The 14,242-nt window shown below is 39.9% G+C and carries 13 protein-coding genes and 1 tRNA gene; 11 read left to right on the top strand and 3 right to left on the bottom strand.

Going from position 1 to position 14,242, the window contains the following annotated elements; all coding sequences use genetic code 11:
- The first annotated feature begins 236 nt into the window (after positions 1-236).
- Entirely contained in the window at positions 237-1,349 is a 1,113-nt protein-coding gene (gene lptF / locus L641_RS0107070) for an LPS export ABC transporter permease LptF (protein WP_024601523.1), read from the top strand.
- Complete coding sequence (gene lptG / locus L641_RS0107075) at positions 1,346-2,413, top strand: LPS export ABC transporter permease LptG (RefSeq protein WP_016900139.1); 1,068 nt, start codon at positions 1,346-1,348, stop codon at positions 2,411-2,413. Before lptF ends, lptG begins: the two co-directional genes overlap by 4 nt.
- Positions 2,414-2,526: 113 nt before the next feature.
- Here the strand turns inward: lptG and L641_RS0107080 are convergent, their stop codons facing one another.
- Positions 2,527-3,024 carry an RDD family protein gene (locus L641_RS0107080; protein WP_024601524.1) on the bottom strand — a complete coding sequence of 166 codons (498 nt, stop codon included), beginning with the start codon at positions 3,022-3,024 and terminating at the stop codon, positions 2,527-2,529.
- 271 nt (positions 3,025-3,295) lie between these two features.
- Here L641_RS0107080 and L641_RS0107085 point away from each other — a divergent pair.
- The 5 genes from L641_RS0107085 to L641_RS0107110 all read left to right on the top strand — a co-directional run bounded on the left by L641_RS0107085 (position 3,296) and on the right by L641_RS0107110 (position 8,764).
- A tRNA-Leu gene (locus L641_RS0107085) sits at positions 3,296-3,380 on the top strand.
- A gap of 592 nt (positions 3,381-3,972) precedes the next feature.
- A complete protein-coding gene (locus L641_RS0107095) occupies positions 3,973-5,253 on the top strand; it encodes a GGDEF domain-containing protein (protein ID WP_024601525.1) in 1,281 nt (426 codons plus the stop codon).
- 1 nt (position 5,254) lies between these two features.
- Positions 5,255-6,064, top strand: a complete 810-nt coding sequence (locus L641_RS0107100) for a transporter substrate-binding domain-containing protein (RefSeq protein WP_024601526.1) — start codon at positions 5,255-5,257, stop codon at positions 6,062-6,064.
- 165 nt (positions 6,065-6,229) lie between these two features.
- Positions 6,230-7,222 carry a fatty acid desaturase gene (locus tag L641_RS0107105; RefSeq protein ID WP_024601527.1) on the top strand — a complete coding sequence of 331 codons (993 nt, stop codon included), beginning with the start codon at positions 6,230-6,232 and terminating at the stop codon, positions 7,220-7,222.
- Positions 7,223-7,624: 402 nt separating this feature from the next.
- Positions 7,625-8,764 carry a Na/Pi symporter gene (locus L641_RS0107110; RefSeq protein ID WP_013464173.1) on the top strand — a complete coding sequence of 380 codons (1,140 nt, stop codon included), beginning with the start codon at positions 7,625-7,627 and terminating at the stop codon, positions 8,762-8,764.
- Between the two features lie 58 nt (positions 8,765-8,822).
- Here the strand turns inward: L641_RS0107110 and L641_RS0107115 are convergent, their stop codons facing one another.
- Together L641_RS0107115 and L641_RS0107120 are read right to left on the bottom strand one after the other, a co-directional pair.
- A complete protein-coding gene (locus L641_RS0107115; protein ID WP_024601528.1) occupies positions 8,823-10,892 on the bottom strand; it encodes a TonB-dependent receptor in 2,070 nt (689 codons plus the stop codon).
- A 56-nt stretch (positions 10,893-10,948) separates the two neighbouring features.
- Positions 10,949-11,605, bottom strand: a complete 657-nt coding sequence (locus tag L641_RS0107120; RefSeq protein ID WP_024601529.1) for a YoaK family protein — start codon at positions 11,603-11,605, stop codon at positions 10,949-10,951.
- A 143-nt stretch (positions 11,606-11,748) separates the two neighbouring features.
- Here L641_RS0107120 and L641_RS0107125 point away from each other — a divergent pair, with 143 nt between their 5' ends.
- The 4 genes from L641_RS0107125 to L641_RS0107140 all read left to right on the top strand — a co-directional run bounded on the left by L641_RS0107125 (position 11,749) and on the right by L641_RS0107140 (position 14,211).
- On the top strand, positions 11,749-11,997 hold the full coding sequence (locus L641_RS0107125; protein ID WP_013464176.1) for a TIGR03643 family protein: 249 nt from the start codon (positions 11,749-11,751) through the stop codon (positions 11,995-11,997).
- Between the two features lie 72 nt (positions 11,998-12,069).
- Positions 12,070-12,441 carry a hypothetical protein gene (locus L641_RS0107130; RefSeq protein WP_024601530.1) on the top strand — a complete coding sequence of 124 codons (372 nt, stop codon included), beginning with the start codon at positions 12,070-12,072 and terminating at the stop codon, positions 12,439-12,441.
- A 21-nt stretch (positions 12,442-12,462) separates the two neighbouring features.
- A complete protein-coding gene (locus L641_RS0107135) occupies positions 12,463-13,542 on the top strand; it encodes an endonuclease/exonuclease/phosphatase family protein (protein ID WP_024601531.1) in 1,080 nt (359 codons plus the stop codon).
- Between the two features lie 132 nt (positions 13,543-13,674).
- Positions 13,675-14,211: a DUF924 family protein gene (locus L641_RS0107140; RefSeq protein ID WP_024601532.1), complete on the top strand. Its 537-nt coding sequence runs from the start codon at positions 13,675-13,677 to the stop codon at positions 14,209-14,211.
- The last annotated feature ends 31 nt before the right edge of the window (positions 14,212-14,242 follow it).

The following is a 14,242-nucleotide window of genomic DNA, read 5'->3' on the forward strand; positions in this document are numbered from 1 at the left end:
CTAAATTTTTAGGTCTAGCGCTAATATTAGTAGATTTTACTCGACTCTTACTGTGTATTTGAACTTTATATGCTTAAGGGTAACTAATGCAACATTATATCGTGATGTTAGGTAGGATAATTAATATTGATGGCTTATAATATGTGCTTAATACTCATTTAAAATGAGTGAATTAACTAGTTCACTCATCGTTTTTTATTATTATATTGAAATTCCATGTTTAACAGGGGCGAATGTTGCTAATTTTCCGTTATTTGACCACTGAGGTTTTAAAATCGCAGGTCGCCGTATTTTTAACTTTGATGACCATATTTTTGTCGCAAAAGTTTGTTGTTATTCTTGGTGATGCCTCAGAGGGGAGTATCCCAGCAAAACTCGTGTTCTCAATGATTGCGCTTAAGTTGCCACAGTTAGCATCATTAATTTTACCCCTGAGTTTATTTTTAGGAATTATTTTAGCTTACAGCCGTATTTACGCTGACAGTGAAATGACAGTACTTAAAGCTTGTGGCGTGAGTGAGTGGTATGTGGTGCGCATTACGCTTATTTCTAGTGTCATCTTAGCGTTACTCGCCGCGGTACTTACCTTGTATGTTGCACCTTGGGCTAGCGAGCAAGAATATCAATTAAAAGAGCAAGCAAAGGCGGATGCTGGATTATCGGCGCTTAGAGCTGGGCGTTTTCAACAAACCGGTAACGAAAAAGCCGTGGTATTTATTCATAATATTGAAAATGGCGGCAAAGAACTTAATAAAGTATTTGTTGCGCAGTTACCAGATAGTGAAAAAGGCGATTTAGCGCGTTTAGTATACGCTGAGCAAGGCGTTGTAATTGAAGCACAAAATGGTGAGCAGCAGTTAGTACTTACTGATGGTAAACGCTACGAAACTGATGGCGAAGCGCCTTCGCTTAACTTAACTGAGTTTGATGGTTACAGCGTACAAATTCGCGAACAAGAAATAGAGCATCAACGTCGTAAATTAGAAGCTGTGCCAACCCGTGAACTTATGTCAATTAATACTCCCGAAGCAATTGCACAGTGGCAGTGGCGTTTAGCGATCCCACTTTCCATTCCGTTATTAACTTTGCTGGCCGTGCCTTTGAGTGTAGTAAACCCTCGCCAAGGTAAATTTGCAAAATTGGTACCCGCTATCAGCTTGTATTTAGGCTATTTTATTTTACTTAATGCGGCCAAATTTGCAGTAGAGGATGGCAAAATTCCGCCATCAATTGGACTGTGGTGGATTCATTTAAGTGCATTATTTATTGGTAGCTTATTAATTATTAGAGGTCGTCCATTGGGTGCTTGGCTTAAAGCTGTCGTCACTAAGCGGGAGCAAAACCTATGATGAAGACACTTGATTGGTACTTAGGTCGTAGCATTTTGCAAACCACAGGGTTTGCGTTAATGGTGCTCGTGGGTATTAGTACATTAATAAAGTTTATTGAGCAGCTTAAATCTGTAGGGCGCGGGAGCTACGATATAATGACTGCCATGCTGTACACTATTTACAGTATTCCAGATGATTTAGTGGTGTTTTTTCCTATGGCTGCACTTATTGGTGGCTTAACTGGATTAGGAGCGCTTGCCTCAAATAGTGAGTTGGTAGTAATGCAAGCGGCGGGGATGTCGCGTTTACAAATTATTGGCTCAGTAATGAAAACAGCTATTTTTATGGCATTGTGCGTAATGGCTTTAGGCGAGTGGGGCGCTCCTGCTGCACAGCTGCACGCTAAGGAAATGCGTAATCAAGCGATTCATGGTGGTGATGTGTTTAATGCGCAAAAAGGAGTATGGGCTAAAGATGGTAATAACTTCATTAACATTGAAGATGTTGACCAAAATGGCATGCTGCGCGGCGTTAACATGTATCATTTTGATAAATCGTTATCACTAACACAAATCACCAAAGCAAAAGAAGCCGTAGGGCGAGATAGTGGTTGGCTATTGCGCGATGTAAATAAAGTGATGATCAGCGAAGAGTTAATTACCACTGAACAAGTTTCTGAAGAGTTTTACCCTTCGCAGCTTACCGCCGAAAAGCTAGGCGTGGTATCGGTAAAACCAGAATCACTGTCGTTTTCAGGGCTATGGTCATATTTAGCTTACTTACAACAAAATGAGCAAGACACCAGCACCTATGATTTAGCGCTCTGGCGTAAATTAATGCAGCCCGTGTCTATTGCCGTAATGTTGTTGGTTGCCTTGTCGTTTATATTTGGTCCGCTGCGAACTGTAACTATGGGGGCACGAATTATTATGGGGGTGGTAACCGGTATTGTGTTTCATCTAACCAATGAGATATTTGGGCCTGTGGTAATGGTATATCAAATTCCTGCAATTATAGGCGCCGTTTTGCCGAGCATCTTATTTACAGGGTTTGCAGCTTATTTAATGAATAAGCGGGTATAACTAAATTTAAAGCTTAAATAAAAAACGCGGCCTTTGTAAAAAGCGCCGCGTTTTTTATTCTTTAGATTGAGATTATACCAATTCGCTTAATTAAGTATTATTGCGGATTGATATCATAGTTCGCGATAAACGCGTTTATTTTCTTCTTTGGTGAGCGTAACCACTTCGGTTTTTGATAGGTAATCTTGTAGTGCTTTTTTATTTTTAAAATCCACTAATACCACTAAATTACCTAAACCCAGCAATGCGCTGATACTGCGGATAATGGCTTGTGGCCAGCTAATTAAGTTTCCCTGATGGGTTTGTACTTTTAATCGCCACGCACGCATACCAATTGTTTGCCCGCTTTTAGTCCAAAAATAACCAAAAAACACCAAACCAACCAGAACTAACAGTGAGCTGCGAATCCCTGAAAGTAACAGTGAGTCCTGAATACGTGCTGAGACATCTTCAGCGCCATTAAGAGCAATAACATCAAGGGAAATAAGCCCTTGAATAGCAAATAAATACAATACCACCGTTAGCATCGCAAAAGCGATAATAGCTAATGTATCGTACACCAATGACGCAAAACGGCGCCAAAATCCTGCCCGTGGAAACTCAGCCAACATAAATATACTCTCAATGTTAATGTGCGCGATAGTTTAGCAAATAAGCCGTCAAATACTACCTATTACGCTACGTGCTTAACTCGATATTGGCTCAAATGTTAATGGTTGCCTAAATGTTAAGCGGTTGATCATGCTTAATACATAAAACGCTTGCCGCTTTGCTTATTGTTTGTATAATGCTTAGCAATGAGATGGAAGAGGGTACATAATCTTTCACTCTAAAGTGGTTTTTCTTTATCTTCTCTTGTTTAGAAGGTTAAAGAAAAATGATGCCAGCGTGATGAAATTGGTATACATGGGGGATTCAAAATCCCCTGCCGCAAGGCGTGCCGGTTCAAGTCCGGCCGCTGGTACCACTTTTTATAGCCCCTGCTAGATTTAGCAGGGGTTTTTTTATGCCTCAAATTTGAGTGGCTGAACTTGAGCGGCACGTGAGGTGCCGCTGTTATAAGTAAAAGTCCGGCCGCTGGGTGAGAGTGAACCGAAACGTAGTTTCGCAGTGACTCGAAGTGAGTTCATGGATGAACGATGGATGCAGCTTCAGGGATGAATTATTTATTCAGCTATATACGTTATAGCCCCGACCAAATTGGTTGGGGTTTTTTTATGCCTTAAATTTGAGTGGCTGAACTTGAGCGGCACGTGAGGTGCCGCTGTTATAAGTAAAAGTCCGGCCACTGTGTGAGAGTGAACCGAAACGTAGTTTCGCAGTGACTCGAAGTGAGTTCATGGATGAACGATGGATGCAGCTTCAGGGATGAATTATTTATTCAGCTATATACGTTATAGCCCCGACCAAATTAGTTGGGTTTTTTTTATGCCTTAAATTTGAATAGCCTAAAGCCGCCAGAAATGAGAACACTTATTCCTTATGCTGTTCTTTGCTTCCATTAAGAATGTAATTAACCTAAGCTCAACTATAAAGTTTATTAAGAAGTGCCATTGTTAATGTTTGCAAGTTACCGTAGTCCAAACAGTTTATCTAAAAAAATGATGCGCGTTATTTTCTCTATCTACTTGTTTGTAACCTGCCTCATAACAAGCATGCAGTTTTTAACTGAATACTTAAAAACACAAAACTCAATCTCCTATGAATTAAAACAGTTGCAAGAAACTGTTCAGGGTCCTGTTTCGACGAGTTTGTGGCAATATGACCAAACTCAGTTAGGTGTACTCGTTGATGGGCTTATTAAAATGCCGGTTATTGAGGGAGTTGATGTTTTTGACAAACATGGCAAAAGCATGATTTCTAAACGTTCTTACACTCAAGCCTCACTTCCTCTCTCAATTTTTGAAACTAAATCTGAGTTGTATTGGACGCTTAATGGTACACGGGTTTTTCTTGGCACATTGGTGCTCTATTCATCGTCTGAGGTGGTTTTAGATCGTGTTTTATTTGGTTTTTTCTTAATTGCTATTACGGCAATGATAAAATTATCAATTTTGTTTGGGTTATTTATTTGGGCTTTCGATCGTTACCTAGCCAGGCCTTTAAAAGAATTGATGCAACAAGTTAATGAGGTCCAATCAAGTAAAAATGTACGTAAACGGATCAATCTTTCACATATTGAAAACAACGAGCTCAGCCAGCTCCAAGATCATATGAATACGATGCTCTTTAGTATGGAAAGGGATCGGGAGCGATTACTCGAGGATGAAAAATCTAAACGAGATTGGCTGGAAGAAGCCGTTACAAAACGTACAAAAGATCTACAAGTATTAAATGAAAAACTTAAAACGCTTGCAACAAGAGACTCTCTAACGGGTACTTTAAATCGGGGGAGCTTTTTTGATACAGCAAATCATTTGCTAGAACTTTCTCAGCGACAGAAATTACCCGCATCTTTTATTTTAATTGACTTAGACTACTTTAAAAACATTAACGATACGTATGGACATTTTGTTGGTGATAAGGTGCTTATTCATTTTACCGACACAGTTCAGAGCATGATAAGAGAGTCTGACCTTATTGGTAGAGTGGGTGGAGAGGAGTTTGCACTATTTCTTCCAAACACAGGGCTTGATAACGCATTCAAACTCGCTAGTAAAATAAGAAAGGCTGTGGTTGATTCAACCTTAGAAGTTGATGGTGAGACTGTAATCTATACTGTAAGCCAAGGCGTTGCCTCATCCGAGCTAAAAGACTGCTCAGTTATTGAGTTATTCAAAGTCGCTGACTTGAAGCTTTACTGCGCTAAAGATAAAGGACGTGATCGTGTTGAAAAATAGAATGTTTAAAGGTAAAAAAAAGATCTCTCAAGTGCTGCTTATATCCTTATTGTTAGCATTGGGTATAGGTAACTTTAGTCATGCCAATACATTAAAAGTTTGCTACGACCAATGGCCTCCTATGACCATATTTCCGTCAGAGGGTTTTCCTGCCCGCGGCTTTGTGATTGATATGCTAGAGAAAATATATACATCAAAAGGCTATCAATTAGAATATTACGAAGTGCCTTTGGCAAGGGGACTCGATATGGTTGCGGATGGTCTTTGCGATATGTTGCCAGAATATTTATTTTCGCAAGACACCGAAGTGGGTTTCGAGTACGCCACAGAGGCAACATTTGCATATCCAACTGCTTTTGTTGTTAGGCAGGATGAATCCTGGCGCTATGATGGAATTCAATCCATACAAGGAAAGCGTGTTGCAACAGGGCCTGGGTGGGATTACAGCTCGGTAAGTGTTGATTATCAAAATTATATTGATGATCCAAATAATTCTGATTTAGTGGAAGTAATCGCGGGCTCTAGCGATGTGGTAGAACGGATTTTTCAGATGATTAAAGCGGGAAGAATCGATCTATATGCAGATAATATGTTGGTTTTACAGTACATGTTGAATCGATTTGATTGGAACAATGGATTAAAAATAGTGCGTCCAGGCTTAGAAAGTAAATTGGTTGAAATACCTATTTTTTCAAATAAAATGCCCGCTGAAAGAAGGAAAACGCTAATAAATATATGGAACAGTGGCCGTTTATCTATCAAAGGAGATAAACAAAAAATGCTTCTTAAAAAGTATAATGTGGCTTTATAAGTGCTTTAAAATGCCCCAATAGCACGTGCTAAGAAAGTGAGATATTTAATTTGATTATGATCTTATACTTTTTTTCCCCGTAAATTAATTAGTATTAAATTACTTTGTACTGAGTTTTTTACTCGGATATTATATACTTCAACCTCTTGTTGCGAATAAAACATCATGACTCAATTGACCGCAAAACAGAATATTCAAGCCATTGTTAAAGCGATTAAGGCTGAAGAAGCGCTGCTTCGTCAGAAACATCCATTGTTAATGCATCAAAACACCTTGGGAATGGCTATCTTATTGCTCTCGCTAAGTGCGTTAATTGGGGTGGGTACTTTGTATTACTTTGCCATTATCCCTGCTTGGCTTTGTATTGTATTGGCCGCTATAGCCACCTCTATTTCGCACGAGCTTGAGCACGATCTTATTCATAAGCAGTACTTTAGCAACCAGCCTTTTTTACACAATTTTATGATGTTTACCGTGTGGTTGATGCGCCCTAATACGATTAGCCCGTGGTATCGTCGCAAGATGCATTTGCATCACCACAAAACGTCGGGCACTGAGCAAGATTTAGAAGAACGGTTGGTAGGTAATGGTATTAAAAACCCGTTTTTACGTGCATTGGTGATTGTTGATGGATTGCTTGGTTTATTAATTAACGCAAAACGTTTTAGTAAAGAAATTAAAGGGTTTAGCTTTTTTAAAGTGTTTAACGCAGGTTTTCCAATTACTACTGCTTATTTTGCTATTTTATACAGTGTGATAGGGTTTCATTTAATTAATCTATTTACCCCAATTGCGGCTAACTCACCGGCATTATTGCTCGATGTAATGAATGTGTTCGAGTTTTTAATGGTGGTGCTGATAGTGCCTAACATTGTACGTTCGAGCTCACTTAATTTTGTTACCTCCAGTATGCATTATTACGGCGGTGTTAATAATATGCTTGAGCAAACTCACGTAATTACTAGCCGTTTGTTTATGCCGTTTAATTTGTTTTGCTTTAACTTTGGCCACACCCACACAATTCATCATTTTGTGCCGAATCAGCCGTTTTATTTACGTCAAATGATTAGCAAAAAAATTCTTAAAGTGATGCGCCAGCACGGTGTGCGTTTTAACGATTTTGCTAGCATAAAAAAAGCTAATTTGTATCAATCATAAAGCTTGTTTTTACTCAATCTTCGAGATTGCTGCTTTAGTAACCTTGCCTAGCTTAAGGCTAGGCAATACCCCTAGTAAAGTCAGATAAAGCTTATAAAACTTCCCTTTAATACCAACTTAATCTATTACTCAGACCTTTTTAAATTTAGTCCTTAATTGATCCCACTTAGCGCTTTGTTATGTAATTGAATACTAAGTTTAATTTTTTGATTTTAATTGATTGTTTTTAAAGTTATGGCTTGCCTTATACTCAATTTTTCACCCTTATTTTTTTATGTTATGAATAAAAAAGCACGTTAATCGAATTGAAATATTTCTGTAATATTTAGGTGTTCTAATGCGCTCTGAAACAAAAACGTCATCAAAATGCCATAATCGGTAAGACAAAACTGAGATTTAAACATGAGTGAATCAAAGCGCAATACGCTATTAATAAAAACGCTTAACTGGGCTGCTATCGCCTTTTTAGTCTATTTAGTCCTTGTAGCCGTTGGCACTGTCAGTGGTGGTTTTAAATTAGCGTCGGGCGGTACTGAGGGAGCGAAAGAGATTTTTGCATTCGCAACCAACCCGTTTATCGCATTATTATTAGGTGCTTTAGCAACCGCTTTAGTGCAATCATCATCAACGGTTACCTCAGTTATAGTGGGACTAGTTGCTGGCGGTTTACCGTTAAGTATTGCTATTCCAATGGTGATGGGTGCAAATATTGGTACCACTATTACTAACACCTTAGTGTCTATTGGCCATATTCGCTCTAAAGAAGAATTCCAGCGTGCATTTGCGGCATCAACTGTTCATGATTTCTTTAATTTATTTGCCGTTATTATATTTTTACCGCTAGAAATAATGTTTGGTTTGCTGCAAAAAATGTCTGCTGCTTTATCGCACTTATTTATTGGTGATGCCGACTTATCATTAAAGAGCTACAACTTTATTAAACCACTCGTAAAACCAGCTGTGGGCGTAATAAAAGATGCATTTAGTTTTTTAGATACAAAAATGCTAGGTGCAGCGATGGTTATTGCAGGTATTTGTTTGATTTTATTTGCCGTAACTACATTAGGTAAATTACTTAAAAAAGCGCTGGTTGGCACTGCAAAAGATATACTGCATGGAGCCATTGGGCGCGGGCCTATCGCGGGTATCACATCAGGTGCGGCAGTAACAATTATGGTTCAGTCATCATCAACGACAACCAGTTTGATGATCCCACTTGCTGGAAGTGGTGTGTTTACTACGCGTCAAATTTACCCATTCACACTGGGAGCTAACATTGGTACAACCATTACTGCTTTATTAGCGGCCACATCAATTACAGGGCCTATGGCTGAGGTTGCGCTAACAATTGCATTGGTACACGTTATGTTTAATGTATTTGCAGTTGCACTTATTTACGGCGTTCCTGTGCTGCGTGAAATACCGCTTAAACTTGCTGAAAAGCTAGCCGAAATTGGTACAAATAATAAATCAGCAGCATTAGGCTATATACTAGGATCGTTCTTTGTGGTGCCTGGTTTAATTGTACTGGCCGTTCGATAAGCAGAAATAAACGTATAAAAGGAATGCGCTATATAATTTATATAGCGCATTTTTTGTTTTACCACTGGTAACTTACAGACAACATGGCATTACGTGGTTTACCTGGGAAGTAACGATCCCCAGTAAAGCTGGTGTAATCGGCGCGCTCAGCGTAGGCTGTGTTAGTTAAGTTTATAATTCGGGCACTCAGTAATAGCTGTGGACTAATTTGCCACTGGCCGCGCAAGCTTAAAATATCGTGGCCTTGATATTCATGTAAGTTTTCAGGGTCGGAAAAGTAGCGGCTCACATAGTGCCATTGCAGCGCAAGGCTAATACTCTCGTTGGCTTGCCAGTTAAAATCGATATTAGCAACCTTTCGAGGTGCGGTATCAATATCGTTACCTTTAATATTAATGCTGCCAATAACTTGCTCATTCGAGTACGTATGCTTGGCATAGGTGCCTGCAAAATTAACAGATAAGTGCTGATTAAAGCTATGCGCTAATTCAAGCTCAATACCGCGATGCCGAGTTTGGCCGTCATTAACAGTAAAAAAGTCACTGTCGCGGTAGATGGTATTGTGCTTGCTCATCGCATACATCGATAAGCCATAGCGAGTATTGTTGTACACCCCTTTAATACCCAGCTCAGCATTATTAGCTATTTCTGCGTCTAAGTCGGCAGTACTTTGCTCGCGTTGTAATTGATAGAGCTCAGCCGCTTGGGGGGCTCGATAGCCTCTTGAAAAATTAGCGTATAATGTATTGTTAGTATTAAGCTGATAGCTCACCCCGAGTTTTGGCGAAAGATTACTAAAGCTATTTTTAGTGCTTTCGGGGCGGCTATAACGACAGCCACCAAAACCACATTCGTTGCCATCCTCTTTTGTACGCCCTGCAAGCATATTATTTTGATAGTCATATTGCATGTGCTCATAACGCAGCCCAGCGCTAATAAGCCAGTCATTAAGCTGCCAATCAATAGCGGCAAATGGAGCGTATAAGGTGGCATCGACTTGGTAATCGTAATGTTTACCTTGCGGCACAGTGGCCACTAAAAACGCAGAGCCTTGGGTGGGGTTATCTTGGGTTTGTAAAAAATCGGCTTGGGTAAACTCACCATCAAAGCCAAGCTTTAAGTTCGTATTGTCGTTCACATAATGTTGATAAAGCGATTGTAGACCAAACCCCGTTTGACTGTTTTTTTCGAGCGGAGTACCGGGTAAAAAGTGTTTAAAAAAGTCCACGCTTTGGTCACGAATATAAGGAGTAACAACAAGCGTGTTCTCACCTAATTGCCAGCTTGCTTTACTCCAAGCCCTAAGCGAGCGGGCTTTTCTAAAGGCGTCAGGATCAAAATTTTGCTGTGCAATATCTTCATCTTTATAGCTTTGAAAGCCGCTAATATATCCTGCGGTTTGTTGGTCTAAGTCGGTATAGGTCAACCCCGATATTAAACTTAAGTTGTTGTTAGCGTATCGATGTCGCACATTTATTTTTTGTTGTTTAACGCTTTCATCATCTCGGTAACCGCCATCATCGGTAAAGCTGGCATTAATACCGAACCCTGAATTATCCATAGCATGGCCTGCACGCAATTTATAGCGAGCATAACCGTAAGAGCCATAATCAACACCCAGCAAACCACCACCTTGGGTCGTGTCTGGTGTAATGACGTTAATTACGCCATGCACTGCATTTGAGCCATACAGTGCAGAGCCTGGGCCTTTTAATACTTCAATACGCTGTGCCATCTCACTATGTGCTTCAAACAGCTCATTAATATTACAAAACCCAGCTGCACGAAGTGCAATACCATCTTCAGCAGTTAAAATCCCTCCACAAGCCCCCGTACCAGAAAGCACCTGCGAGCGCAGGGCGGGTAAATATTCTTGACCATTACCACGTTGTACATTGGCACCTGCAACGCGTTGCAGTGCTTCTTCTACATGGGTAGGGGCAATAAGCTCAAGCTGTGATTCACTTAATACACTGATCACCAAAGGTAATGGGGTGGAAAGCGCTTCACTACGTGATGCTGTGGTGGTGATACGTTCAATTGATTGCGCGGTATCTTCAGCACTCGCACTATTAATTAAACCTAACTGACTGCATAACAATAACGGGGGTAAATAGTAATATTTCATAAATTTCAGCACAATGGCAAGTTGATAAGTTTAGGGTAGGGGATTTTGTGAATTGGTTAAAGCACACTCAACCGATAAACCCGATAAGTAATCGATAAAACAATACAAAAAATGCCGGGCACAACTAAAGTCAGCACTGAGTAATGTTTAAATAGCAATACGCCTACCACTCCGCCGGTTAAAAAACCGGCAATAATTAATACAAAAACAATGCACTTTCTAGTATCGAATGTTTGTTCTTTTAGGGCTTTTCCAAACATTAACCCTAGGTCGGTAAATATACCGGTTAAATGAGTGGTACGCACTACAGCGCCGCTGTAGTTAGTGGCTAAAGCATTTTGTAAGCCGCAGGCAGCAGAGGCAAGTGTAAGTGCGTAAGGGTAAGAATATTGAAGTAGCTGTGCGCTTAACAGCAGTAAAATACCCTCAATAAATAAGAGCGTATCGTAATGGCGGCCTAGCTTAAGTGAACCGCCTGAAAGCATTAAGCCTGTTAATGCCGAGCCAAATATAAAACTCAGTACAATCGCAACTAAAAATAACGCCGCCTTGATGTTGGTAGTAAGTTCAATAGCTAATGAAGTCACTGACCCTGAAACGTGAGAAATTGCTTGCTGTTCAAACCCTAATAAACCTACTGCGTTTACCATACCGGCAATAAAAGCGAGGGTAAATGCACCATATTCAACCCACTTAGGTAGTTTTGTAAACATCCTTTAAGCCCCAGTTTCAGTATGTAGGTTTATCATACACTTAATTAAAGTTAATAAATAAAAAGAGGTTATATTTTTAACATCACAAGCAAGTGATGATCGCTAAATTTAACTTTTGCGTATTAACCCAATTTGGAATAAATATGTTTAACCAAGAACAGCAATCACGGATTATAGAAATGGCATGGGAAGATAGAACACCGTTTGAAGCCATTGAAAATCTTTATGGGCTAAATTACTCTCAGTTAGTTAATTTCATGCGTGACCACATATCTAGCGGCTCATTTAAAGTGTGGCGTAAGCGCCATGCCGGGCGTAAAACTAAACACCTAAAGTTGCGCGACCCCGCGATTATGCGCAGTCATTGTAAAACACAGTACAAACAGCGCTAACTTTAGGGTTTCATGTGTTGTTCAGGCTTAAGCGTTAATAATCTTCAGTAATAACCACACTGGAGAACAGCCATGAAAACACTAATAAGTATTTTATTAATGGTTTTTACGCTAACGGCAACAAACGCATTTGCAGTGCCACACAAAGACAAACATGAAAATAAGCATGCGAATAAACACCACTGGAAAAAGCATAAATATAACCAATACCATGACAAAAAACGAATCTCTAAAAAACAAGCAAGGCATTTAATTCGCCAAGGGTGGACTCCACCAGGATGGCACACCCGTTATCATCAAGGCGATATCCTCGAGCATGATATTTATAAGCGTGCTAGAGTAATAGACCGAGAAAGAGACACAGTGCGAATAGAAGTTGATCGCACTATTATTCATCTAGTGCACGACACTCGTGAAATTCTCTCTATTTTACAGCGCCATTAGGTACCATATAAGGACTTATAAATGCTCATAGTGTTGGCGGTAATTACTGGCTTTTTGTTGTTAATAACCTTATTGCCGCTGTCATACAGTCAGCATTATTTAGTCCGTAGCTGCGATTTTGTGCGCTTGCAGGTGTGTTACCTAGCAAGCGCTGTAATTATCGTTGCACTAATAGGTATGTGGCAAATCGACTTTATTGCATACTCATTAATAGCGGCTGTTGCTTTAATTATTTGTGCGCTTCAAGCTAAGTGGATTTATCCTTATACATGGCTTGCTAAAAAAGAGGTGCAAAGCGCACCGGAAAATATCAACCACAGCATTCGTATTATGTCGGCTAATGTACTTATGTCGAACCACAATAGTGAGCAGCTCATTAGCCTTGTTAATACCTATGAACCCGACCTACTCATCACTCTAGAAAGCGATAGCTGGTGGCAAGATAAGTTATCTGTGCTTAAAAAAAACTACCCTTATCAAGTACAGTGCCCAAAAGATAACCGCTACGGCATGCATGTCTTTAGTAAATTTAACATACTCGATGCACAAATTTGTGAACTCATAGAAGATAATATTCCCTCTATTCATATTTTGTTTGAAAATCATCAAGGGCTAAAAATGCAAGGCCACTTTATTCATCCTGCCCCACCAAGCCCAACCGAAGAAGATTCATCGCGTCCGCGCGATAGCGAACTAATAATGGTGGCTAAAGCGCTTAAAAATCCAAGCCGCCCGACGATAGTCGCCGGCGATTTAAATGATGTAGCTTGGTCACGCAGCACCCGTTTATTTATGCAAATCAGTGGCTTTTTAGACCCACGTAAAGGACGGGGCTTTTATAACACTTTTCATGCTGGTTACTTTTTTATGCGCTGGCCGCTCGATCACTTATTCCACTCTACAGGTTTTACTGTAAAGCGTATCAAACGTCTTGCTAAATATGGCTCCGATCACTTTGCTCTGCTTACCGAACTTGTTTATGAAGATGCTAATCAGCAATCACTCGAAACAAAGCCCAGCGAGCTTAAACAGCAAGACATACAAGAGCTTGCTATGAGCAAAGCCGATAAACGTAAAGTGCCTAGGTTTGAAAAAGGCTAGATGAAGTACAGGTATTAGGTTAAAGGCTTTAGGCGAAAGGCAAAATTAATACATTAGGGGCGTGCTTTTAAATTTGCGGGATTTTATATAGCGAGCTATTTAGTTGAGTGTTAATTAGCAAAGAGATTCATTATGTTTAATAAAATTATCTACTTTTGGTTTACAGAGCTTGAGCCTAAGCAGTGGTGGCAAAAAGATGAGGCGTTTGATTTGATGATTCAGGCTCGTTTTGGCCAATTACACCAGCAAGCGAGTGCGAGTGAGTTATTTCAATGGCGTGAGAGTGCATTAGGCAACCTAGCTGAAATTATCGTGCTTGATCAGTTCTCGCGCAATATTTATCGTGACAAGCCAGCATCATTCGCCTGTGATTCAATGGCTTTAGCGTTAGCACAATCGGCCATTACAAAAGGGTTTGATAAGAAGTTGACGGATGAGCAGCGAGTATTTTTGTATATGCCTTTTATGCACAGCGAATCGAAGTTAATTCATAAGGAAGCGGTTAAGTTATATAAGGGATTAGGTATTCAAAATAACTTAGACTTTGAGTATCAACATAAAGCGATTATCGATAAATTTAATCGTTACCCGCATCGTAATAAAATACTGGGGCGGGAGTCTACAGAAGAAGAACGCGAGTTTTTAAAACAGCCCAATTCAGGTTTTTAGATTCATCAGACAAAAAAACACCGCGCTTATT

Source organism: Pseudoalteromonas sp. TB41 (assembly GCF_000497975.1).
Lineage (GTDB): Bacteria > Pseudomonadota > Gammaproteobacteria > Enterobacterales > Alteromonadaceae > Pseudoalteromonas > Pseudoalteromonas tetraodonis.

What these genes read in the sequence shown, in the direction of transcription:
- L641_RS0107140 (WP_024601532.1), top strand. Translation starts at nt 13,675, where the DNA reads ATGTTTAATAAAATTATCTACTTTTGGTTTACAGAGCTTGAGCCTAAG.
- L641_RS0107080 (WP_024601524.1), bottom strand. Translation starts at nt 3,024, where the DNA reads ATGTTGGCTGAGTTTCCACGGGCAGGATTTTGGCGCCGTTTTGCGTCA.
- L641_RS0107105 (WP_024601527.1), top strand. Translation starts at nt 6,230, where the DNA reads ATGACTCAATTGACCGCAAAACAGAATATTCAAGCCATTGTTAAAGCG.
- L641_RS0107110 (WP_013464173.1), top strand. Translation starts at nt 7,625, where the DNA reads ATGAGTGAATCAAAGCGCAATACGCTATTAATAAAAACGCTTAACTGG.
- L641_RS0107135 (WP_024601531.1), top strand. Translation starts at nt 12,463, where the DNA reads ATGCTCATAGTGTTGGCGGTAATTACTGGCTTTTTGTTGTTAATAACC.
- L641_RS0107115 (WP_024601528.1), bottom strand. Translation starts at nt 10,892, where the DNA reads ATGAAATATTACTATTTACCCCCGTTATTGTTATGCAGTCAGTTAGGT.
- L641_RS0107100 (WP_024601526.1), top strand. Translation starts at nt 5,255, where the DNA reads ATGTTTAAAGGTAAAAAAAAGATCTCTCAAGTGCTGCTTATATCCTTA.
- L641_RS0107095 (WP_024601525.1), top strand. Translation starts at nt 3,973, where the DNA reads ATGTTTGCAAGTTACCGTAGTCCAAACAGTTTATCTAAAAAAATGATG.
- L641_RS0107130 (WP_024601530.1), top strand. Translation starts at nt 12,070, where the DNA reads ATGAAAACACTAATAAGTATTTTATTAATGGTTTTTACGCTAACGGCA.
- L641_RS0107120 (WP_024601529.1), bottom strand. Translation starts at nt 11,605, where the DNA reads ATGTTTACAAAACTACCTAAGTGGGTTGAATATGGTGCATTTACCCTC.
- lptG (WP_016900139.1), top strand. Translation starts at nt 1,346, where the DNA reads ATGATGAAGACACTTGATTGGTACTTAGGTCGTAGCATTTTGCAAACC.
- L641_RS0107125 (WP_013464176.1), top strand. Translation starts at nt 11,749, where the DNA reads ATGTTTAACCAAGAACAGCAATCACGGATTATAGAAATGGCATGGGAA.